General features: G+C 32.6%; 23 protein-coding genes. 14 read left to right on the forward strand and 9 right to left on the reverse strand.

Annotated elements, in window-relative coordinates; translation table 11 throughout:
• The first annotated feature begins 13 nt into the window (after positions 1-13).
• The 6 genes from rpmG (at position 14) to PK35_RS06935 (ending at position 3,353) form a co-directional block, all read left to right on the forward strand.
• Positions 14-196, forward strand: coding sequence for a 50S ribosomal protein L33 (rpmG, locus tag PK35_RS06915; protein WP_044625959.1), 183 nt, complete (start codon positions 14-16; stop codon positions 194-196).
• A 6-nt stretch (positions 197-202) separates the two neighbouring features.
• Positions 203-355, forward strand: a complete 153-nt coding sequence (locus tag PK35_RS17375; protein ID WP_082048539.1) for a DUF4295 domain-containing protein — start codon at positions 203-205, stop codon at positions 353-355.
• A gap of 158 nt (positions 356-513) precedes the next feature.
• Complete coding sequence (gene ftsY / locus PK35_RS06920) at positions 514-1,467, forward strand: signal recognition particle-docking protein FtsY (RefSeq protein WP_044625960.1); 954 nt, start codon at positions 514-516, stop codon at positions 1,465-1,467.
• 119 nt (positions 1,468-1,586) lie between these two features.
• A complete protein-coding gene (locus PK35_RS06925; RefSeq protein WP_044625961.1) occupies positions 1,587-2,015 on the forward strand; it encodes an SRPBCC family protein in 429 nt (142 codons plus the stop codon).
• A gap of 3 nt (positions 2,016-2,018) precedes the next feature.
• Complete coding sequence (locus tag PK35_RS06930) at positions 2,019-2,477, forward strand: DUF4442 domain-containing protein (RefSeq protein ID WP_044625962.1); 459 nt, start codon at positions 2,019-2,021, stop codon at positions 2,475-2,477.
• Positions 2,478-2,552: 75 nt separating this feature from the next.
• Positions 2,553-3,353: a TIGR00266 family protein gene (locus PK35_RS06935; RefSeq protein ID WP_044625963.1), complete on the forward strand. Its 801-nt coding sequence runs from the start codon at positions 2,553-2,555 to the stop codon at positions 3,351-3,353.
• A gap of 86 nt (positions 3,354-3,439) precedes the next feature.
• Here PK35_RS06935 and PK35_RS06940 read toward each other — a convergent pair whose 3' ends face one another.
• Entirely contained in the window at positions 3,440-6,436 is a 2,997-nt protein-coding gene (locus PK35_RS06940) for a T9SS type A sorting domain-containing protein (RefSeq protein WP_082048540.1), read from the reverse strand.
• Positions 6,437-6,713: 277 nt separating this feature from the next.
• Between PK35_RS06940 and PK35_RS17860 the strand changes: the two genes are divergently transcribed.
• The 5 genes from PK35_RS17860 to PK35_RS06965 all read left to right on the forward strand — a co-directional run bounded on the left by PK35_RS17860 (position 6,714) and on the right by PK35_RS06965 (position 10,393).
• Positions 6,714-6,911, forward strand: a complete 198-nt coding sequence (locus PK35_RS17860) for a hypothetical protein (protein ID WP_044625965.1) — start codon at positions 6,714-6,716, stop codon at positions 6,909-6,911.
• A 145-nt stretch (positions 6,912-7,056) separates the two neighbouring features.
• Entirely contained in the window at positions 7,057-7,395 is a 339-nt protein-coding gene (locus tag PK35_RS17145; protein WP_131474399.1) for a hypothetical protein, read from the forward strand.
• A 119-nt stretch (positions 7,396-7,514) separates the two neighbouring features.
• Entirely contained in the window at positions 7,515-8,312 is a 798-nt protein-coding gene (locus tag PK35_RS06955) for an MbnP family protein (protein ID WP_044625966.1), read from the forward strand.
• Between the two features lie 61 nt (positions 8,313-8,373).
• The gene (locus PK35_RS06960) at positions 8,374-9,420 is read left to right on the forward strand and encodes a cytochrome-c peroxidase (RefSeq protein ID WP_044625967.1); all 1,047 of its coding nucleotides are present in this window, start codon (positions 8,374-8,376) and stop codon (positions 9,418-9,420) included.
• The gene (locus PK35_RS06965) at positions 9,398-10,393 is read left to right on the forward strand and encodes a transporter family protein (RefSeq protein WP_044625968.1); all 996 of its coding nucleotides are present in this window, start codon (positions 9,398-9,400) and stop codon (positions 10,391-10,393) included. The genes PK35_RS06960 and PK35_RS06965 overlap by 23 nt, the downstream gene beginning before the upstream one ends.
• A 135-nt stretch (positions 10,394-10,528) precedes the next feature.
• On the opposite strand, the gene PK35_RS06970 is transcribed toward PK35_RS06965, so the two are convergent.
• Entirely contained in the window at positions 10,529-11,470 is a 942-nt protein-coding gene (locus PK35_RS06970; protein ID WP_044625969.1) for a LysR family transcriptional regulator, read from the reverse strand.
• Between the two features lie 106 nt (positions 11,471-11,576).
• Here PK35_RS06970 and PK35_RS06975 point away from each other — a divergent pair, with 106 nt between their 5' ends.
• Positions 11,577-12,047, forward strand: coding sequence for a Dps family protein (locus tag PK35_RS06975; RefSeq protein WP_044625970.1), 471 nt, complete (start codon positions 11,577-11,579; stop codon positions 12,045-12,047).
• A gap of 155 nt (positions 12,048-12,202) precedes the next feature.
• Here the strand turns inward: PK35_RS06975 and PK35_RS06980 are convergent, their stop codons facing one another.
• The 3 genes from PK35_RS06980 to PK35_RS06990 form a co-directional block, all read right to left on the reverse strand.
• Positions 12,203-12,913 carry a LytR/AlgR family response regulator transcription factor gene (locus PK35_RS06980; RefSeq protein WP_316930168.1) on the reverse strand — a complete coding sequence of 237 codons (711 nt, stop codon included), beginning with the start codon at positions 12,911-12,913 and terminating at the stop codon, positions 12,203-12,205.
• Positions 12,910-13,779: a sensor histidine kinase gene (locus tag PK35_RS06985; protein ID WP_157841060.1), complete on the reverse strand. Its 870-nt coding sequence runs from the start codon at positions 13,777-13,779 to the stop codon at positions 12,910-12,912. The genes PK35_RS06980 and PK35_RS06985 overlap by 4 nt, the downstream gene beginning before the upstream one ends.
• A 354-nt stretch (positions 13,780-14,133) precedes the next feature.
• Positions 14,134-15,117 (reverse strand): Kelch repeat-containing protein, encoded by a 984-nt coding sequence (locus PK35_RS06990; RefSeq protein ID WP_044625972.1) that lies wholly within the window; start codon positions 15,115-15,117, stop codon positions 14,134-14,136.
• 261 nt (positions 15,118-15,378) lie between these two features.
• Here PK35_RS06990 and PK35_RS06995 point away from each other — a divergent pair, with 261 nt between their 5' ends.
• Both PK35_RS06995 and bamG read left to right on the forward strand, forming a co-directional pair.
• On the forward strand, positions 15,379-16,707 hold the full coding sequence (locus PK35_RS06995) for a DUF4270 family protein (protein ID WP_044625973.1): 1,329 nt from the start codon (positions 15,379-15,381) through the stop codon (positions 16,705-16,707).
• 10 nt (positions 16,708-16,717) lie between these two features.
• Positions 16,718-17,953 carry a BamG family beta-barrel-assembly machinery protein gene (gene bamG, locus PK35_RS07000; RefSeq protein ID WP_044625974.1) on the forward strand — a complete coding sequence of 412 codons (1,236 nt, stop codon included), beginning with the start codon at positions 16,718-16,720 and terminating at the stop codon, positions 17,951-17,953.
• Here bamG and PK35_RS07005 read toward each other — a convergent pair.
• From PK35_RS07005 to PK35_RS07020, 4 genes are all read right to left on the reverse strand, one after another.
• A complete protein-coding gene (locus tag PK35_RS07005; RefSeq protein WP_044625975.1) occupies positions 17,950-18,375 on the reverse strand; it encodes a DUF2141 domain-containing protein in 426 nt (141 codons plus the stop codon). The two genes, bamG and PK35_RS07005, sit on opposite strands and share 4 nt — an antisense overlap.
• 169 nt (positions 18,376-18,544) lie before the next feature.
• Positions 18,545-19,723: a THUMP-like domain-containing protein gene (locus tag PK35_RS07010; protein WP_044625976.1), complete on the reverse strand. Its 1,179-nt coding sequence runs from the start codon at positions 19,721-19,723 to the stop codon at positions 18,545-18,547.
• Between the two features lie 6 nt (positions 19,724-19,729).
• Entirely contained in the window at positions 19,730-20,818 is a 1,089-nt protein-coding gene (locus PK35_RS07015; protein ID WP_044625977.1) for an AI-2E family transporter, read from the reverse strand.
• Positions 20,819-20,971: 153 nt separating this feature from the next.
• The gene (locus tag PK35_RS07020) at positions 20,972-21,466 is read right to left on the reverse strand and encodes a TrmH family RNA methyltransferase (protein WP_044625978.1); all 495 of its coding nucleotides are present in this window, start codon (positions 21,464-21,466) and stop codon (positions 20,972-20,974) included.
• Between the last annotated feature and the right edge of the window lie 79 nt (positions 21,467-21,545).

The raw sequence follows: 21,545 nt of genomic DNA on the forward strand, positions 1-21,545 counted from the left end.
AAAAATATATAAAATGGCAAAGAAAGGAAACAGAATACAGGTTATTTTAGAATGTACAGAGCACAAAGCAACTGGACAACCAGGAACATCTCGTTACATTACAACTAAAAATAAAAAGAATACGCCAGATAGAATGGAGATTAAAAAATTTAATCCTATTCTTAAGCGTATGACTATTCATAAAGAGATAAAATAATTAGTTATGGCAAAGAAAGCAGTAGCATCATTACAAACAGGATCAAAAAGATTAACAAAAGCCATAAAAATGGTTAAATCTCCTAAAACTGGAGCTTACGTTTTTGTTGAATCTATTATGGCACCAGATTTAGTAAACGACTATTTCAAAAAAAATTAATAAACCTATAATTAGGTTTAGAAAAGCAGCTTTCTAGCTAAGAAAGCTGCTTTTTTTGTTTTATATTTATATGACATTTTTGCATATTATTAAAATAGGCAAGAATTTTGGTTGGTTTAATACAGTATTGAATCAAGATTTATTAGAAATAATTACGAATGAGTTTTTTTAAAAAAATATTTTCATCAGAGAAAAAGGAAACTTTAGATAAAGGTTTAGAGAAGACTAAAACTAGTTTTTTTGGTAAGCTTAGTAAAGCGGTTGCAGGAAAATCGAAAGTAGATGATGAAGTTTTAGATAATTTAGAAGAAGTTTTGGTAACAAGCGATGTTGGTGTTGAAACGACTTTAAAAGTTATCGATCGTATTGAAGCGCGCGTATCGAAAGATAAATATTTGGGGACCGCCGAACTTAATCAAATTTTACGCGATGAAATTGCTGGATTATTAAGTGAAACCAATATTGGTGAAGCCACCGAATTTACTATTCCTAGCGAGAAAAAACCTTATGTTATCATGGTTGTAGGCGTTAATGGAGTTGGAAAAACAACGACTATTGGTAAATTAGCTTATCAATTTAAAAAACAAGGTTTAAAGGTGGTTTTAGGTGCAGCCGATACGTTTAGAGCAGCAGCGATTGATCAGCTTCAGGTTTGGGCAGATCGAGTAGATGTACCTATTGTTAAGCAAAATATGGGAAGCGATCCGGCTTCGGTAGCTTTCGATACCTTGCAAAGTGCTGTTAACCAAAACGCCGATGTTGTTATTATTGATACAGCAGGACGTTTACATAATAAAGTAAATTTAATGAACGAGCTAACCAAAGTAAAACGTGTTATGCAAAAAGTAGTACCAGATACTCCTAACGACGTTTTATTGGTTTTGGATGGTTCTACCGGTCAAAATGCTTTCGAGCAGGCTAAACAGTTTACTGCGGCTACAGAAGTGACGTCTTTAGCAGTTACTAAACTAGATGGAACAGCGAAAGGTGGTGTGGTCATAGGAATTTCTGATCAGTTTAAAATTCCTGTAAAATATATTGGTGTTGGTGAAGGGATTGAGGATTTACAAGTGTTTAATAAGCATGAATTTGTAGATTCTTTTTTTAAGTAAGATATTTAATAGGATAAGAATTTCTTAGTTTTTTAATCCGTAGCGGATTTTGTTAACAAATTAGGCTATTGCTTTTTTAACTATTATTATTTATTTTGAGGCATAATCTATGTTGATTAATGGCCTATAATATTTACCACAATTTTCAAATTAATGCTTCGATGCAGGCTGTATTTAATGCAGTTACACAACCTGAGCACCTTAATAATTGGTGGTCTTTAACATCTTCGGGAACACCTGCTTTAAACCAAATTTACAATCTTAATTTTACCAATTCTTATAATTGGTTTGGTAAGGTTTGTAAGGTTGAAACAAACAAATCTTTTTATTTAAAGATGACAGAATCTGATGCTGATTGGAACCCAACAACCTTTGGATTCGATCTTTTTTCTACTAAATTAGGAACCGAAGTTCACTTTTCTCATGTTAATTGGCCAGAAGAAAATAACCATTTTAAACATTCATCCTTTTGTTGGGCATTATTGCTTAACGGATTAAAAAACTATTTAGAAAAAGGTATAATAATTCCTTTTGAAGAACGTGCATAAACTATGAAACTAACACCAAAAAAACTAAATACATTCACTATGTTTAAGCTTCCATCGGCTTATTTATGTGGTGTAAGAACTAAATTTATTAATCCCGAAAAATGTGTTGTAACGGTAAAACATCGTTGGATTAATCAAAACCCTTTCAAATCGATGTTTTGGGCGGTGCAAGGTATGGCAGCTGAATTTTCAACAGGAGCTTTAATGATTTCTAAAATTCAGGCTTCAGGAAAAAAAATATCGATGCTAGTTACATCCAATAATGCCAATTTTACTAAAAAAGCTACAGGTAAAATTACGTTTACTTGTAATGATGGTGCTTTAATTGATGAAGCACTAAACAAAGCAATTGAAACAGGAGAAGGACAAACCCTGTGGATGAAATCGGTTGGGGTAAATGAAGCGGGGGGTGTGGTTTCAACTTTTAATTTTGAGTGGAGTGTAAAAGTAAAGACCAAGTGATTTTTATCGCTTTATAGCTGTAACAAATCCATAAATTTAGCTACAAATAGTTAAAATCGAAAAACGAAAATAAAAATGACAGCACACGAAATTGATTATAGAATCTACGGCGAAGAAATGCAATACGTAGAAATTGAACTCGATCCGCAAGAAGGTGTAATTGCCGAGGCAGGTAGCTTTATGATGATGGATGATGGTATTAAAATGGAAACCATTTTTGGTGATGGCTCGCAGAAAGACACCGGCTTTTTAGGAAAAATTTTAGGTGCTGGTAAGCGCATTTTAACAGGTGAGAGTTTGTTTATGACAGCTTTTTATAACACTCTAGTTGGAAAACGAAATGTGTCTTTTGCCTCGCCATATCCTGGAAAAATTATTCCTATTGATTTAACGCAGTTTGGAGGAAAGTTTATTTGTCAAAAAGACGCTTTTTTATGTGCCGCTAAAGGCGTTAGTGTTGGTATAGAGTTTTCTAAAAAATTGGGACGCGGATTGTTTGGGGGAGAAGGTTTTATCATGCAAAAGCTAGAGGGCGATGGTATGGCATTTGTTCATGCAGGAGGTACTATGGCTAAAAAAGAATTGCTAGCAGGTGAAACTCTAAGAGTTGATACAGGTTGTATTGTTGGTTTCGATCAAACCGTAAACTACGATATAGAGTTTATTGGTGGTATTAAAAACACGGTGTTTGGAGGGGAAGGTTTGTTTTTTGCGAAACTTGAAGGCCCAGGAACTGTTTTTGTGCAATCTTTACCATTTAGTCGTTTGGCTGGTCGAGTTTTAGCATCGGCACCTCAAACTGGAGGGAAAAGTAAAGGAGAAGGTAGTATTTTAGGTGGTTTAGGCGATTTACTGGATGGTGATAATAGGTTTTAATTATAATCCTATTTTGCCTTGATCATTAAATTAATATTTAAAACCATCTGTTTGAAACTAAAATTTTCAAACAGATGGTTTTTTATTTAAGGCTTTATAAACTTTATAGTCGCCGTTTCAGGTTTGTTTTTAAACGTTACTTTTAAAATAAAAGCACCACTTTCAAAGTTTGATAGCCCAATCGTTTTATTTTCCGGATTATTAATACTCAGTACATTTTGACCAATAATATTATAAATCTGAAAGTTTTTGATTTCACTTATAGGCTCGTTAATGTGTAATTGTAAAGTTTCAGTAGTTTTGTTATAACTAACATAGGCTTGAGCGTTATCAAATTCTTGGTAACCCAAGGTGCTATCTTCTTTAAAAACAATGGCATATTGATTTTGATCGTCACCCGAATTTAAATAAATTTCAGCTGTATTATCATTTAATTTTTGATACGTTTTATTAATATCATCTAACAAAAAAACGTTTAAATCTTCGGGCATATTTTCAAACTTACTTAACTTTAATTTATATAATCCCGCAGTTGTAATATTTAATCCCAATGCTAATTTATCATCTCGATTTAACTCAGGTAAACTTTGAACAAGTAATTTTTCGTTATTATCGGTATTCCAGTAAACTATATCATTAAAATCATCATAAATTTTTGCGTCGTATCCTTTATCGTAATTATATGTTGTGTTTTTATCATAGCCTAAACCAATTGTTTTTTCATATTTAGTTGGTGTTTCAAAAGCAAACCATAGTTTTAATCGGTTGTCGATTTCTGATTTTTTGTTTGCTGATCTATAAAAAACAGTTTCATTTAACGATTCTCTAGCAAATTCACGTTGGGCATTATTAAAGCCAAAATTTCCACCTAATAGACTTCTCACAAAAAAGCCTTGCCCAACAGGAATATATCGTGTAGGAGCTGGTTTACTTGCTGTTCCCGTGCCACTAGTAAGTCCAGATAAATCTGCAACAGCAGGTAGAGATAGTAATAAAGTTAATGTAGCATAACCTCCTTGATAGTTATTTAAAAAATGACTACTGTTTGTTGGGAACGATTCCCAAAAATATAGTGGTCCGTCTAAAACTAAAATATTGTCTAATATAAACGTATATGCATCAATTGCTGACGGATATGGGTTGGCTAACAAAAATTCAGAATTAGCAGGTATGCTAAAGGTGTAATCGCCGCTATTTGGCGTTCCTCTAAAAACATATTCTTGATCTGAAGTGCCAGCACCAGAACCTTTCATTGTAAAACCTGTACCAGGCAATATGTTTGTTGTTGTTGCTAGTTTTTTCCAGCCAAAATAATTACCAGAAGTATTATTAAAACAAAATAGCCATTTACTACTTAAAGTAATTGGTACAGTCGCTGAATTTGGGTTATTACCAGCAGTAAACGTTATTGTGCCATTGGCATCTTCAAGATTACCAATTTGCCATGAGCCACTTTGGTTTACTGGTGAACCCCAATAATTATAATTATATTGGTTTGCTGTACCTTGTTGCCTAATTATTAAGTTACCATCGCCAGAATTACTACTTAAACCAGTATGATTTTGTATAAGTTGTGCTTCCCCTAATAAATTTAAATTGCCGTTGGTATTAATGATTACCTCGCTTTCGGCTTCAATTAAAATACCATCACTAACCTGTAATTCGGCATTATTTTCAACTTCAATTTCTCGAACATGTGCATTGGCTGTAAGAGTAGCTATACCACCAGCTTTAACCGTTAGTTTTAAGCAGGAATCGGTTGCATCTGGATCGTTTATAGGACCAGAACCATTAAAGTATGTTGTGCCGTCCCATACAATTTGATCGGTGTAACGAATGGTGAAATAGCGATTTGCTCGCATTCTTATATTTGTTGCCGAAGCAGTATTACCAGATATGGTTAAAGGGTAAACGTCATCTGGCGAAGAAAAATCACTATTATTGTCAATAACTAATTCTAGTGAAACACAGGCTTGTTTTCTTGATAAATCAAAATTACTTATATCGATAGCAATATCCACTCGCCCAGGATTACCTCGTCTGGAAGTGCGCCATCTAGAATTTAATTGTTCGGTATAATTAACTGTATTTGTGCTAAAATTATAGGTTGGGTTAGCGGTTTCTTCTCCCCAAAACAAAAACTCGTTGTCATCAAGATTTCTTGGATTACTAATTCTAACAATGCCGGTACCTTGAGAATCTGTATGATTACTACCATCGGTTGCTTGCCCAATACCTGCTACATGGTGATCGAAATTGCCGTTACCAGGGTTATCTTTGTTATAAAAATCGGTACTGGTTAAAGATTTATTAAATTTCGCAGCCAGATAATTATTTATAATTATACGTTGTGCCATGTTAACCTTTTCTTTAAAAATAATGACTTCAGAGATATCTCCCATAAATCCATTCGATCCAGTTGTATAGCCACCAAGGTTAAATCGTTGCGAACTAAACGAGGTGTAATTCGTGGTGTTAGCACGATCTTGCAATAGTGTTAAATCTTGGTATAATTGTTTCCCTGTGGCAGGATTAGCAACATAAGACCATATGGAATAATCGGTAAAATTTAGTCCGCTAACTTCTAGTCTTGCATCAGGACTACAGCAAGTTCCTATATCGAAATAAACAGCATTACTCCAAGGAATATGAGTTGTAAATCTTGTGCTTCCTACTAATGGATCTGTAGTATAAACACATGATGTTTGCCAAGTATTATCGGCTCTAGTTACCAGAAATGAAGATGCTTGGTTTGTTATAAAATTTGCACTTGTAAGGGTTAGCCCTGTATATAATTTATTAGTTCCATTAAAACTAATCTCGTTATAACCATTATTAGCGCCAGCTTCTAATGTTGGTCGTTCCGTAGTTGTACTTGTTAGGTCAAAAGCAGCAACTCCGGCAGAATTCTCCCAACTATCAATACTCGTTCCAGAAACCGATAATCCACTATCTGGTCTATACCACATAATAAGATTAGAAGTGCCATCGTTTGTACCAACACCACCTGGTCCAGTTTGAGAAAACACAATAAAGGGTAGTAAAAACCATGAGCTTTTAGAGAGAAATGTTATAAGTTTCATAATTTTTGTAGGGGAAATTGTTAATAATTAGTTCTTAGTTGTTTTAGTTAGACACTTATTGCTATTAAGAGGTCACATATTACGATAAAATCTATTAATTTTCCAAAAAAAATGTTAAAAATTATGAATTCGGTCTTAAAATTACGTTAAAGTTATTGAAATGTTAATTGTGAATTTATTTAATAGAATTTACATAAATTTTTATAAATTAGTGAACATAATTTAAACCAAACTACTATAAAACAAATCTACTTTTAAACCAAAAAACCTAAAAAAAATGCCGAGAGCAATGCTTGAGTACACTAAGGTTGTACTTAACAAAGTGAGTTTTGACGCCACTTTATTTTGCAGGGAAGTACAAAAGGCTGCACAACGTTTGTTGCCTTACGAATTAGAAGAGCTTAGAATATTTATTAACAAGCTTGTTCAACAAAACCCTGAACTAAATCAATGTCTAATTTATTTAAACCCATAGTAAGAGCGACCTATTTTGGTCGCTTTTATTTTTTTGGAAAATTGCCTAATGCTTTGTTTAATTTTTACGGTAAACTTCGCTAAATTTGCAGCCTTATTATTGGCTATTGAAAAACATTGTACTAATAACACTATTGTTAGCCTTTATGGCTAAACCTATATATAACTTGAGTTATTTGATGTATTATCAAGTAAATATCGATTATATTATAGAAAATTATTGTGTTAATAAAGATAAGGTTGAAATGGCTTGTAATGGTAAATGTCATCTAGCAAAGCAGTTACAAAAAAATGACACGAAAGACGAGAAAAACAATGGTGTTAAGTTGTTTTCTGAATTATTTTCGGTAGTGTTTTATCAAAACCAGTCGTCTTTTAATCTTTTATCTGTGGTTTTGTTTAAGGCTAAAAAAAATCAATCTTTTTATGTGCGAAATTACGGTTACGCGTATAATTCTTCTCTTTTAAAACCACCCATTGTATAATTTTCATTTTTTTATTTGAAAGCTAATACACTTAGTTTTCGCAATTAATCTATTTTTTTATTAGGCTAATCCTTAAAAAATTAGAGAGGATTATTCTGTTTACATTCAAAATTTAACAAATGAAAATTTTAAAAATATCATTTGCGCTATTATTATGCGCGATGGTTTCTTCATGTTCAAACGAAGACGATAACACTGAAAACTTAGCAGGACAAACAGGAACGTTAATTATTAAATTCGATAACGGTGTTGGCGACCAAGATTTTATTTTCGGTACGTCGTACACAAAATCTAATAACGAAAGTTTTCAGCTTTCAACATTAAAATATTTAATAAGTAATATTGCTTTAACTGATGATGAAGGTAATACGTTTATGTATCCTTCAGAAAAAAATGTATTTATAATAAATGAAGCCAATGCTAATAATGCTGGTGAAATTTATGTAACCCTCGATGAGGTTGATGCTGCAAATTATACTAATATTTCGTTTGGTTTAGGTATCGATCAAGATCGTTATGCTTTAGGAGCGGAAGGTCAAGGCAATTTTTTAACAACAGCAGAAGCTGAAGGGATGATGTGGTCTTGGGCAACAGGTTACCGTTTTACAAGGCTAGACGGAACCTATTCGTCGAACACAGTTACCAATGAAGCTTTAAATATTCACATGGGAAGTGTTGGGACTTCGGTTGATAATTACAACGAGATATCGCTATCATTACCAAATACGGTGGTTGTTCGCGAAGATAAATCGCCACAAATTCATGTGGTTGCCGATATTGCAAAGTTATTTGATGGTGAAACTTCGGTAAGTTTCGATGATGGTTATGCCCAAGTTCATGTTGATGCCACAACTACTGGGGTTATCGCTAATAATGCCAAAGGTATGTTTAGTGTGCACCACGTGCATAATGAGTAATTTTTTAAAAGTCTGCTAAAAGCTTAAATATTTTAGCAGACTTTAAATTTTTCTTTCAAAAATGAAATTTAAAATCCTAATAAGTTTGGGGTTACTTTTATGTTTGGGTTGTACAAAAAATGATACCGAAATAGCCTATCAACCTGTATACTTAAACGTAGAGCAACCTTCAAATTTTCCAGATATTGTTTATAATTTAGAAAACAACCCGGTTACCGAAGCTGGTTTCGAGCTTGGTAAAAGTTTGTTTTACGAAGGTAAATTATCAGCAAACAATGCTATTCCTTGTGCATTTTGCCATGAACAGGCCTTTGCATTTACGCATCATGGGCATACGGTAAGTCATGGAGTTAATGGTGGTATTGGCACTCGAAATGCACAACCCATGCAAAACTTGGCTTACCAAAGCGAATTTATGTGGGATGGTGCTGCATCACATCTCGATTTACAACCTGTTATTCCTTTAACAAGTGATTTAGAAATGGGAGAAACTGTGGGTAATGTAATTACTAAATTACAAGCCGATAGTTATTACCAAAATCAGTTTAAAAAAGCTTTTGAAGATGGCGCCATAAATAGTGAAAACTTACTAAAAGCATTATCGCAATTTATGGTAATGATGGTGTCGTCTAACTCAAAATACGATAAGCATGTTAGAGCTGAAGATGGCGTAACCCTAACACAAATTGAGCTTGATGGTTTAGCAACATTTAATAACAAATGTGCTTCCTGTCATGCTACCGATTTGTTTACTGATCAATCTTATAGAAATAATGGTTTATCTGTAAACCCAAGACTTAATGACCTTGGTAGATATGATATTTTTGAAAATCCAAATGATATTTACAAGTTTAAAGTTCCGAGTTTACGAAATGTAGAAAAGTCGTTTCCATACATGCATGATGGTCGTTTTGCAACGCTTGAAGCGGTGCTAGATTTTTACGATTCTGGAATGGTAGATAATGGTAATGTAGATCCTATTTTTAAACGAAACGATGGTACTTTAGGAATTTCACTTTCTGCTTACGAAAAAGAAAGCATCATAGCCTTTTTAAAAACCTTAACCGATAACGAATTTTTAACCGATGAACGATTCTCAGAATATTAAATTAATTCATCTCATTACTATATTGTTCTTATTACTTGTAAGTTTAAGTCAAGCTTCAACTATCGATCCGCCAACGTCTTATTTCTCTCAATATGAATTTGATTTCGATTGCGATTTATGTGGTTGCTCTACCGGAAGTGGAAGTTTTGGTTTTGGCACTTTAAATAATGCAAATTTTGTTGGTGTGCGTTATATTAATCAGCAATTTGAGTCTAAAAATGGTGTTTTTACCAACTCGCCAGTAAGTAAAGAAACGTTTAATACCTATCAATTATGGGCTCAAGTTCCTATTAATACCTCCTTTTATGTAAGTGTTAATGTGCCATATCAAGATTTAAATAGAAGTTTAAATGATACCAATGAAAATTTAAATGGCATAGGAGATGCCAGTATAATTGCTTGGTATAAATTGCCTTTTTATAAGAAGGTTTCAAATGAAGAATTTGAAGCTACGGAAAAAGAAAATTCTGGACATAGTCTACAATTTGGTTTAGGTGTAAAATTACCAACAGGTAAGTTTGAAGAAGCTTTAGTTGATAGAGTAAATCCTGGATTTCAAGTTGGTACAGGAAGTTTAGATGCTATATTTTCACTAGGCTACAATTATGCGGCGGATAAATTTGGAGTAAACACCCTATTGTCGTACTACCTAAAAGGTGAAAATAAAAACGAATACAAATTTGGAAATCAGTTTAGTTACGCTACTAAGTTTTTTACGGCATTTGCAGTTAAAAAAGCAATGATAATGCCTTTTTTAGGAGTTTCGGGAGACGTTTTCAATAAAATTGAGCAATATGGAGAAACTATAAACGATACTAATGGAGCCATTTTAAACTCAAGTTTAGGCACCGAGTTTGTGGTAAACCGATGCATTTTTGGAGTTAATTATACCTTGCCTGTTTCTCAAAATTTATTTGGAGGTAATGTGAAATCTAAAAACCGATTATCGCTGTATTTTAATTTTGCATTATAGTTTAAACCACCCGTATGCGAATAGATTAATTGTTATTAGATAAAAGATTATAGACCGCTGCGCTTCTAGATATTAGAGTTATTCAACGATTTAATAATAAATTAATCTATTCGCGTATTTGTGGCTAAATAAGATCTATTTTTTATGAATAGGACTAATAATTTTTACATCTTGAAATGCGATGGCGCCTCTAATAATTCCAGCAATAACCTCTTGTAACGATTCAATAATCTGCATTTTTAATTCACTTTTATGGAAAATAATGCTGACTTCACGAGCTGGTGATGGTTCGCTAAAATAATGCAGGTTTTTCTTTTCGTTTTCACGCATGTCTAAAGTGTGTAAATAGGGTAGTAGTGTCATACCTAAACCTTCATTTGAGAGTTTAATTAAAGTTTCAATGCTACCACTTTCTAATTGAAACTCATCATCTGTATGATCTTTAAAGGCTTTACACAAATTAATAACGCCTTCTCTAAAACAATGTCCGTCTTCAAGTAACAGCATATCATCAATATCTAAGTCGGCAATTTCAATTTTAGATTTACCATGTAATCTGTGACCTTGCGGAATGTAGCACACAAAAGGTTCGTAAAATAAGGCACGTTCCTTAATGTTTTCTTCTTCGAGAGGCGTTGCAGCAATAGCGGCATCTAAATGCCCATCGTTTATGCGGGTAATAATTTCTTCGGTGGTAAGCTCTTCAATTTTAAGTTTTACTTTAGGGTGCTTTTTTATAAATGCCTTTAAAAACATAGGTAAAAGCGTAGGCATAACGGTTGGGATTATGCCTAACTTAAATTCGCCACCAATAAATCCTTTTTGTTGGTCTACTATGTCTTGTATACGATACGATTCGTTTACAATATTTCGGGCTTGTATTACTATTTTTTTACCAACATCGGTAAGCTCTATGGGTTTTTTACTTCTATCAAAAATTTGTACATCAAGCTCGTCTTCAAGCTTTTGTATTTGCATACTTAAAGTAGGTTGGGTTACAAAGCATTTTTCAGCAGCTTTAGTGAAATTTTGGTTTTCGGCAACTGCTAAAACGTAGTATAATTGTGTAATCGTCATTTAAATCAATTTAGGCTATAAAAATATAAAAACTATCAATAAAATTTATCGAATTAACAGTTTATTATAAGATAAATTTGTAGCTAAATTAAAGCAAAATATAGAAATGATATTAAATAGTATAGGATTAAATACAGAAAAAGCTCAAGATTTAGCTAACGATTTAAATGATTTATTAGCAAATTTTCAAATTTATTATCAGAATTTACGAGGTATTCATTGGAATATTAAAGGAAAACGTTTTTTTGATTTACACGCAAAGTTTGAGGAGCTTTATACCGATGCCAATGTGAAAGTTGATGAAATTGCCGAACGTATTTTAACATTAGGTGAAACCCCTTTACACACTTTTGAAGATTATACAAACCACGGAAAAGTGCCTGTTGGGAAGAATATTTCACAAGATGAAAAAGCAGTACAATTAATTGTTGATTCGTTAACCGAATTGTTGAAAATTGAACGAGATATTTTAGATAAATCGGGCGATGCAAACGACGAAGGTACTAACTCCATGATGAGTGATTTTATTACCGAACAAGAAAAAACCGTTTGGATGATGAAAGCTTGGTTAAGCTAAACGATGTTGTCAAGCTCTTTCGTTAATTAAAATTAACTGTTTGAGATGCTGAAACAAGTTCAGCATGACATCAAAACGATGTTAAAATAGATAAATAGAGTTGTTAATAGTAAAAAGCGCAGCCTTACTTAATTTAAGTTTGGTTGCGTTTTTGTTTAAAAATCGATGCGTTTTAAAAATTCGGTTTTATAACTTATTCCAATAGGAATCCATTTTTCGTCTATAACAATACGGTTACGTTGCACCGAGTGTATATGGTTTAGCGATACAATAAACGATTTATGCACACGAATAAAGTTGTTGCTTAATTTTTCTTCAAACTTTTTAAGGCTATTTAAAGTTAAAATAGGCTTTTCTTTATGGGTGTAAATTTTAATATAATCTTTTAAACCTTCAATATATCTAATATCGTTTATGTTCACTTTTAGGTTTTCGTATTCCGATTTTACAAAAATAAACTCCTGTTCGTTACTTGGTTTTTCAATACTTGGAGTTGCAAATTCTTGTTTTTCGGTAATGATGCTTTGTGCTCGTGTGGCAGCTTTTAAAAACCTATGAAACGGAATGGGTTTAACCAAATAGTCGATGGCATTAAGGTTAAAACCTTCTACGGCATAATGCGAATAGGCGGTTGTAAAAATAAAATGCGGATTATAATCAAGAGATTTAATAATATCGATTCCAGAAAAGTTTGGCATTTCAATATCAGTAAAAATTAAATCGACTTTATTGCTGTGTAAAATATTGGTTGCTTCAAAACCATTTGAGCACGATGCAATGAGGTTTAAAAAATCAATTTTCGAAATAAAATCTTCTAAAAGCTCTAGTGCTAAAGGTTCATCGTCTATAATTATACAAGAAATCATAAGGCTTTTAGTTTTAGGGTTAGATTTACTTCGTAGCTTTTTTTATCATTTTTTATATCTAAATGGTGCTGATTTGGGTATAATAAATGCAATCGGTTTTTAATGTTTTGTAAGCCAACACCGGAGTCTTCACTTTTTGGTTGCTGATGACTTACCGAATTAAATACATACAGATTGAGCTGTTCGTTTTCAATTCGAATTTTAATACAAACATTGGTTTTACCTGTAAAATCAGTTCCGTATTTAAAAGCATTTTCAATAAATGAAATAAGTAAAAGTGGCTCGATACTATATTTTAAATCGCCATGAACATTAATTTTAACATTGCTAGAATCTTTTAATCGTAACAGTTGTAACGATACGTAATTTTTAATGTAGTCTATCTCTTTTTCTAACGGAACTAATGCTTTGTTGGCTTCATAAATCATATATCGCATTAAGTCCGATAAAATAACTATGGCATTTGTGGTGTCTTTCGACTGTTTGTGAGCTAACGAATAAATACTATTTAGCGAGTTAAATAAGAAGTGCGGGTTAAGTTGCGCTTTTAAAAATGAAAGTTCTGAGTTTACCTTTTCCGATTCAATTTCTACACGTTGTCTTTCCGATTTAAACCATTCAAAACCCAGTTTTATACTTGTACTTAATGCAAATATTAGTAGTAATAACCCGCCAGAAGGAAAAAATCCTCTAAAGTTAAAAAAGAAAGGTTCGTTATCTGGATGCGGTAAATTTGGTGGATTTTTTAGGTCGAAATTTAAAGGTTTAAATTGTGGTTTAGGAATAATATCGTTTAATAGGTAGGTAAAAAAGAAGCTAAACGAAATTAAAACCGTAAAGTATAATACTGTTTTTTTATTTAACAATAAATGTGGAACAAATAGACTATAATTTAAATAAAAGGCGAGTATTAATATACAATACCGAATTATAAAGTCGTGTGGTATTACACCAATTTTATAATAGATTTGACTGGTGCTAATAACCAAAAAAAAGATCCATATTAAAATATGGAATACAAAAACTGGTATTTTTTTTAAGTTGTTCAAAGTTAAGTTTTGCCAAAAATAAGTTTTGCACATCTTAAAAAGATGCCAATAAGGTGTTATAGTTTTTATAAAAATAAGGTTGGATTTAATGTGAGAGACTCCTTAACTAATATCTAACATATTTCGAACTACCAACCTTATTTCAAAAAAACAACTCTATATATTTTTTAATTAATCATCTTCATCTTCAAGTTCGTTTGGTCTAAATTCCCAAACATCATCAAAGTAGTAATTACTGCTACGTCCCATGAGTACATAAGCTTTATCATCGAAAGAGAATGACGAAGCGTCTTGCCTTGCCGAACCTTCAAAATTTGGTCTTTCATCCCAAGTATCGGTTGCAGGATCGTACTCCATACATTGCGTTGTTAGAGCGCCTTGTAAGCCAGTAGCAAAATAGCCTTTGCCATTTAAAGCAAAGCCAATACTGCTAGAAAAAATAATGTCTTCATCTAAATCATCATCATCTAAATCGGTTAGCTTAGTCCATGTGGTACCGTCAAAGGAATAAAAATCATACTCAATAGCGCCATCGTTTGTTCCTGTACCAATATAAGCCACATCGTTTATTACAAACACTGAAGCATTTTGGCGTTTTTCGCCACCAAAACCAACAAGTTGTTCCCAAGCATCTGTAGTTGGGTTATATTTATAAAAGTCTTTTTGTTCACTACCGTCGTAACCTGTACCAATATAGCCGGAACCATTAACTGCAAAACCAATAGCTCCATAACGAGGAGAACCAATAAAGTTCGCTTTTTGAGTCCATTGGTTAGTACTTGGGTCGTATTCCCAAAAATCACTAAGTTCGTCGCTGCCATCGTAGCCTGTACCAATATAACCTTTACCATCAATTGCAAAACCTACGGCGCCACTGCGAGCTATACCTGGAAAGTCGGCTTTTTTAACCCAATAATCATCATCTGAGTTGTACTCCCAAGTATCCGATAAGTAATCGTCACCATTATATCCTGTAACTAAATAACCTTTATTACCAATGGTAAAACTAACGGCATTTCCTCGAGAATCGCCATCAAAAGTTGAGCTTTCTACCCAGTTTCCGTATTCATCGGAGTCATCATCATTATTACAACTCACAAATAATATTGCTATAAATAGCATTAAAATTGAAGGGTACTTTTTTATTAATTTCATGCGTTTAAATTTGTTTTTATTCTTTTTTAAGGCTTAAATTTTTCACAAACTTATAGGCAATCAATTACCGAATTACTACAAAATAGACGAACGAGGCTTTTTTATCTATTTTCTATGCAATACTATCGACTAATTTTTTAATTAACTGATTTTTAGTATTTTAACAAAAATTTTACAAATTGGTCTATAAAATACTGGCATTAATCTATTTGCTTAAAAATGGACTTTATTAGCCTTATAGTTTTGCGCTAAAAAGTATATATGAGAATATATTTATTAAGCGCTTTAGTGTTGTTGTTACTGTGTTCTTGCTCTAGCGAAGTGAGTAATTATCCTGTTGGTAGCGACTTTATAGACAGTAACGTGAATATTAAAATTATTGATACGTTTACTATTAATGCAGGAACCTTTAAGTTAGATTCGCTTTTAGCCTCAAGTACAAGTCGTATTTTAATAGGTAGTAAACAGGATGATAATTTCGGACAGTTAATATCGCAATCGTATTTTCAGGTTAAGAATTCTGTATTTTCAATAAGTTCGGAGGCGGTTTACGATTCTATAGGGTTGGTGCTGCACTACGATAACTACTATTATGGCGATACCACCCAAGTGCAAACTTATAAAGTGCATCGGGTTACAGAATATTTTGAAGCAGATACAGATGATGATGCTTTTTACAACGGTTCGAAATTACAATACGATGCAGAAGCTTTAGGTGAAGTTTCCTTTGTTCCGCGTCCCAATACAACTACCGATTCTATTTATATTCCTTTAGATTATAATTTAGGAAAGGAGCTATTTGAAAAAATAAGGGACAAAGATATTACCACTACCGATGATTTCGTACGATATTTTAATGGCTTAACTGTAATACCAGATACGACAGCTAATAGTCATGTTTTAGGGTTTAAGTTTTTATCAGATACTACTATTGATGATAATTCTGGAATGCGAATTTTTTACACACAAGATACCGACGATACCAGTGAAGATAATAGCAAACAGTTAAGTTTTTATGTGTCATCGGCATCCGAACAATTTAATGCCATTTCTGCAAATTTAGAAGACACACCTTTAAATCATTTCGAGAACTATGAAACCACTATTTCTAGTGAAGAAACCAACAATAAAATTTTTACTCAAGCAGGTGTTGGTATTTGTGCGCGTATTGAAATACCGACTTTAAAACTTTTAAATGCACTTTCTGATGCAAGTAGTGTTTTAAAAGCCGAATTAACCTTTGCTCCAGAAATTAAGAACGATAGCGATAAGAAGTTTTTAAAAGAATCTTTAGTGGTTTATGTGGTAGATCATAAAAATAGAATTGTAAGTCAGCTTACCGATATAGAAGGAATTGAAGCCTATGCAACACTGTCATCAGATGAAGATGAATTTAATCAAAACACATATTACATGGTAAACTTAAGCGGATTTGTACAAAACATTTTAACCTCCGAAACCGATTTAAACTATGCCTTAATGATTCAATTTGAAGATTACGATAAAACGGTGGATAGTGTTGTAATTAACCGCTTAGATGAAAATGGAAATAATGCTATAAAATTGGCAGTAACCTACTTAAACTATTAAAATTATTTAAATGAAGATAATAAAAGCATTATTGGTTTTTACCTTAATCACTAATCTAGTATCAGCTCAAAACGATACTAGTACGCCGTATTCTATTTTTGGTTTAGGTGTTGAAAATAAAACGGCCAGCGGAGGTTTAACCGGTTTAGGAAATACTGGGATTGCCCAAAATAAACCAGGAGAGATAAACTTATATAACCCAGCCAGTTTAGGACAAATTGAGTTAAAAACATTTTTGTATGAGTTTGGAATTAACGGAATGTCTTCTACAATTAAAACCAATTATTTAAGTGAAAATACTACAGATTTTAATATATCTCATGTTATTATGGCGTTTCCTGTAAACAAAAATTTAGGCTTAAGTTTTGGGCTTTTGCCATATACTAAAGTGGGGTATGATATCGATTTAGAACAATATATTGAAGGCAGCGAAACATCGTATACAAACAGAATTACGGGTTCTGGAGGTTTAACAAAATTTTACGTGGCAGGAGGTTTTAATATTACGAAGGCTCTGTCGTTGGGTGTCGATTTAACCTATCTTTTCGGTTCAATTAACCAAGAAAGTAATATTTATTATGAGTCGTTGGTAAATATTACTGACGAAAACCAGTACCGCGGTTTTAAGTTTAAAACAGGTTTACAGTATAATATTTTAAAACAGGATAATTTAAATGTAAACCTTGGTGGCGTTTTAGAATTACCAGCACATTTAAAAGGTAATCAGCTTAGAAGTTCTAATAAAACCTTAACCACTGGAACTTATATGATTATTGAAAGTGATGAACCTTACGATTTAGGCGATTTTGAGCTACCATTAACTTACGGATTTGGTGTTACATCTACTTTTAATAATACCTTAACGACTAGTTTCGATTTTACAAAATTGAATTGGAACGACACCAACCAGTCCATTAATAAAGAAAGTTATACCAACCAAAGCATTTATGCTTTTGGAGCAGAGTATTCGCCTATTACCAAAAAAAGCTATTGGAGTAATGTTGATTATAGATTTGGATTAAACTATAACACGGGCTTTTTAACTATTGCCGATACCCAAATAGATAGTTATTTTGTCTCTGCAGGTTTGGGTTTACCTTTGTCTGATAGAGCCAAACTAAACATTGCTTACTCCTATGGAACCGAAGGTACAGTAAACAATGATTTAGTGGCCGAAAATTATCATAAACTTACACTTAATTTAAGTTTTATTGGTAGTTGGTTTAATAAAACAAAATATAATTAAAATATAAGTTTCATTTCAATGTTTTGGTCGGTTACATTAAACTTAGCTTGAGCAAATTGTGGCGGGCCAAAAAGCACTGGGTTATTCGACACGCCATATGATTCTTTTGGCATTCCTGTAGTTTCAAAATCCATACGGTTATTATCGTTTTCGTCGTGTAATCCAATAATTGCATAGGTTCCTGGAGTTACGTTTTTTAAAATAGCGGTTATTTTGCCGTCTTTAATAACGCTTTTTTCTATTTTTAAAGGCGCAGTTTTCATAAATGTAGCTTCGTTATGTAACGATATAATAACGTGCCCGTTCGAGTTTGTTATATTTTCGATAGTAACGGTAATGGTTTGTCCTTTTTCTTCGGATTCTTGAGCATTTCCAAAAAATACTAAAAGTGTTAATACGATGATTGTTGTTAGCGTTTTCATAATTTAAAGTGATTTATGTTGTTTGACACTTCAAATATCTAACAGAAAAACAGACTTTTATAATTGGGGTTACCGAATTGTAGAAATTAGATGCTGAGTTGTATTTTAAAAATTTTCTTTATTCAAGCTTATGCTTGTAGGGTTTGAAAAACTTGTGATTTATTGGGTGTTACATCTTTTTCGTCACTAACAGAAGTTTGTTATCATACATATCGGTAGTGAAAAATAAGTAACAATCACCACCATCTTTTATGTTGAATTTTTTTCTGATTTGACTCACCGTTTCAGGGAAATTCCTCGTGGTGATATTAGCCTTTTTTAACCCTATTTTTTTAATGTCTTTTTTGTTATAAGGTACAATTTGTTCAATCTTAAAAGAACGTCCAGGAAAGTCAATTAAATGCTCGCTGGTGTATAAGTGTGAATGCTTATGAAGCTTTAGAACATTAAGCTGATTTGAAACGATGTTAAATCCGCCGGACTTTAATATCGCAGCATTAGGTTCGTATAAAAAAGATTGCGGCTCGCTACATGAAGCTTCGGTTTGGGCTTCTGCGTTTAAGACAAAATTAAACACATCATTATTGTCGCTTTTTAAATTGACAGTCTTAATGTTGACGTCGTCTTTATAACCAAATTCGAGTTCCCAAAGCAACTCTTTAACTTCATTGTTTACAGCAACAATATGAATGTTTTTTACATGATTTAATTCTCCAATTCCAATAGATAAATCTAACAGCGGCGACGTTTTAATAAGTATGTTTTTCGAGCGATTAAAAAGTAGTTCTAAATGCAACGGCACATTGGGCAAACAATCTTTTAGGAAAAATACTTTGCCTTTGGTATCATGGCGTCTCGATGGGTCAACGTAAATCCAGTCGTAAGTTTTACTATTCGATTGTAAATATGAAATACCATCCATTTTAACAGTTTCAACGTTTCTTACAGTTAATTGTTTGTAGTTGTGTGTAACAATATCCGATAAGGTTTCGTTAAGCTCGCAATGCGTAACCAATTTAAACTGTTTTGAAAAATAATAACAGTCAACACCAAAACCGCCAGTAATATCAATAATACGGTCACCAGAAATTAATTCGCTTTTATATTTGGCGGTTGTTTCAGATGATGTTTGCTCAATATTCAGCTTATTTGGGTAATAAATCTGTTTCGTATTAAACCACGATGGTAGTTTTTTTTTGCAGCGTAGTTTAGCTTCAATTTGCTCTATTAAGGTTTTGGTATCAATAGTTTCAAACAAAGTGCCTTTCAATAAAAGCGTATTGATGTCGGTTTGTAAATTAGCATCAATAAACGATTGAATTTCAGTATTTAAAATTGAAAAATTCAACAGGAATTATAAATCTTTGGTTAGTTTTTTTACAATTTTATTGTCCGATAAAAAGGCTTTTAAAATCACTTTAATTGCAGTGTATGCAGGAACAGCAATAATGAGTCCAACAACGCCAAATACTATTCCAGCAATTAAAATAATTAAGAAAATTTCTAATGGATGTGATTTTACACTCTTTGAAAAAATAATTGGTTGCGAGCCAAAATTATCGATTAGCTGACCAACTAAAAATACAACAAAAACCCAAATTGTTTTTGGTAAAATATAATCGCTAAACGATTCGCCTAAATTGCTCGTCATGGTTAGCGTTAACATTAAAATAGCGCCAATTAAAGGGCCAACATAAGGTATTAGGTTAAGTAAAGCGCATAAAAAGGCAATAACAATTGCGTTTTCAACACCTATTATTAATAGTCCAATGGTGTAAATAATGAATAGAATAAGTATTTGAAAAATTAAGCCAACAAAGTAGCGCGATAATAAATCTTTTATTTTAGTTGATGAGGTTTTCCAACGCGATTCTTTATCGTCTGGTATAAATGTTAAAAGGCCACTTTCGAACAAACGACTATCTTTTAAAAAGAAAAATGATATAAATAATACTGAAAACAAGCCAATACTAAAACTGCCTAAACCACTTATAATGGAGTTTAAAAAATTAGGAATTAAAGCAAAATCTATTTTTGAAAGTAAATTCGATTCTTTAAGCGACTGTTCAACATCTATTTGATGCAAATCGAAATAGGTAATAATCTCGGTATATAAATTTTCAATATTACCTTGAAGTTCATCAATATTTAATAGTGATAAATTTTGCCCTTGTTTTACAACCAACGGAATAAATAAACCAACTAAACCCGCAAAAATGCTTAAAAAAAGCACCATAGTTACAATTACAGCGATGGTATTTTTAAACTTTAATTTTTGTTCTAAAAATAAAACAACCGGACGACCAATTAGCGAAATTACGGCAGCTATAGCCACATATGTTATTACCGATTGTATTTTATAAAGAAAAAATAGAAGTAAAGCAATACCTAAAATAATGCCAACAGCTCTTAAAATACCGTTTGATATGGTTTTGGAGTTCAAATTTTAAAAATTGATTAAGTAAAATTACTCAATTAGATTGAAAATGAAAAACAAGACGCCAATCAATAATTGCACTTTTATTGTCTTTTTGTATAATGGAGTCACGTTTACACGGTCTAATCATTTAAATAAGACGCATTATAAAGTGACTTGTTACAAAAGTTGCTTAGTCATTTCATAAAGCGCGATATTGGTAGCTTGTACAACGTTCATACTGCTATTTTGTCCGAACATATCAATATGAATTACCGCATCGCAACTATTTAAAATGGATTCATTAACCCCAAAATTTTCATCACCAATAACAAGTGCGATTGGTTTTTCTGCTGAAAAAGTTACCGTGTGGATAGGTGTGCTGGTTTCTGTAATTTCTAAAGCAATTATTTGATGGGTTTCTTTTAATGGCGTAATAACTTTTGAAGCATCAGTAGTAATTTCAAAAGGCACGACTTTTTCGGTGGATCGCGACGTTTTAGTCATACGTCTTCCTAAAATAACATCACCACAAAGCATTAGCTTTTCAACACCAAAGGCATCGCAAATTCTGAATAAACTACCAATATTTGGCGCATTAGTAACATTATCGCAAACTAAAGTAATAGGAAAATTACGTTTGGTAAAATTGGAGTTATAGTGGGTGAGTTGCATTCTTTGTATTCAGTATTTAGTATTCAGTATTCAGTTGGCAGTGTTCAGTGGCAGTAAGCAGTTTGCAGTTAACAGCGAC

Source organism: Neotamlana nanhaiensis, from assembly GCF_000943555.1.
Taxonomy (GTDB): domain Bacteria; phylum Bacteroidota; class Bacteroidia; order Flavobacteriales; family Flavobacteriaceae; genus Neotamlana; species Neotamlana nanhaiensis.

Coding starts and splice junctions, on each gene's coding strand:
- PK35_RS07020 (WP_044625978.1), bottom strand. CDS start 21,466: ATGCAACTCACCCACTATAACTCCAATTTTACCAAACGTAATTTTCCT.
- bamG (WP_044625974.1), top strand. CDS start 16,718: ATGAAGATAATAAAAGCATTATTGGTTTTTACCTTAATCACTAATCTA.
- rpmG (WP_044625959.1), top strand. CDS start 14: ATGGCAAAGAAAGGAAACAGAATACAGGTTATTTTAGAATGTACAGAG.
- PK35_RS17860 (WP_044625965.1), top strand. CDS start 6,714: ATGCCGAGAGCAATGCTTGAGTACACTAAGGTTGTACTTAACAAAGTG.
- PK35_RS06980 (WP_316930168.1), bottom strand. CDS start 12,913: ATGATTTCTTGTATAATTATAGACGATGAACCTTTAGCACTAGAGCTT.
- PK35_RS06955 (WP_044625966.1), top strand. CDS start 7,515: ATGAAAATTTTAAAAATATCATTTGCGCTATTATTATGCGCGATGGTT.
- PK35_RS17145 (WP_131474399.1), top strand. CDS start 7,057: ATGGCTAAACCTATATATAACTTGAGTTATTTGATGTATTATCAAGTA.
- PK35_RS06930 (WP_044625962.1), top strand. CDS start 2,019: ATGAAACTAACACCAAAAAAACTAAATACATTCACTATGTTTAAGCTT.
- PK35_RS06960 (WP_044625967.1), top strand. CDS start 8,374: ATGAAATTTAAAATCCTAATAAGTTTGGGGTTACTTTTATGTTTGGGT.
- PK35_RS07005 (WP_044625975.1), bottom strand. CDS start 18,375: ATGAAAACGCTAACAACAATCATCGTATTAACACTTTTAGTATTTTTT.
- PK35_RS06995 (WP_044625973.1), top strand. CDS start 15,379: ATGAGAATATATTTATTAAGCGCTTTAGTGTTGTTGTTACTGTGTTCT.
- PK35_RS06925 (WP_044625961.1), top strand. CDS start 1,587: ATGGCCTATAATATTTACCACAATTTTCAAATTAATGCTTCGATGCAG.
- PK35_RS06935 (WP_044625963.1), top strand. CDS start 2,553: ATGACAGCACACGAAATTGATTATAGAATCTACGGCGAAGAAATGCAA.
- PK35_RS06940 (WP_082048540.1), bottom strand. CDS start 6,436: ATGAAACTTATAACATTTCTCTCTAAAAGCTCATGGTTTTTACTACCC.
- ftsY (WP_044625960.1), top strand. CDS start 514: ATGAGTTTTTTTAAAAAAATATTTTCATCAGAGAAAAAGGAAACTTTA.
- PK35_RS17375 (WP_082048539.1), top strand. CDS start 203: ATGGCAAAGAAAGCAGTAGCATCATTACAAACAGGATCAAAAAGATTA.
- PK35_RS06990 (WP_044625972.1), bottom strand. CDS start 15,117: ATGAAATTAATAAAAAAGTACCCTTCAATTTTAATGCTATTTATAGCA.
- PK35_RS06965 (WP_044625968.1), top strand. CDS start 9,398: ATGAACGATTCTCAGAATATTAAATTAATTCATCTCATTACTATATTG.
- PK35_RS06970 (WP_044625969.1), bottom strand. CDS start 11,470: ATGACGATTACACAATTATACTACGTTTTAGCAGTTGCCGAAAACCAA.
- PK35_RS06975 (WP_044625970.1), top strand. CDS start 11,577: ATGATATTAAATAGTATAGGATTAAATACAGAAAAAGCTCAAGATTTA.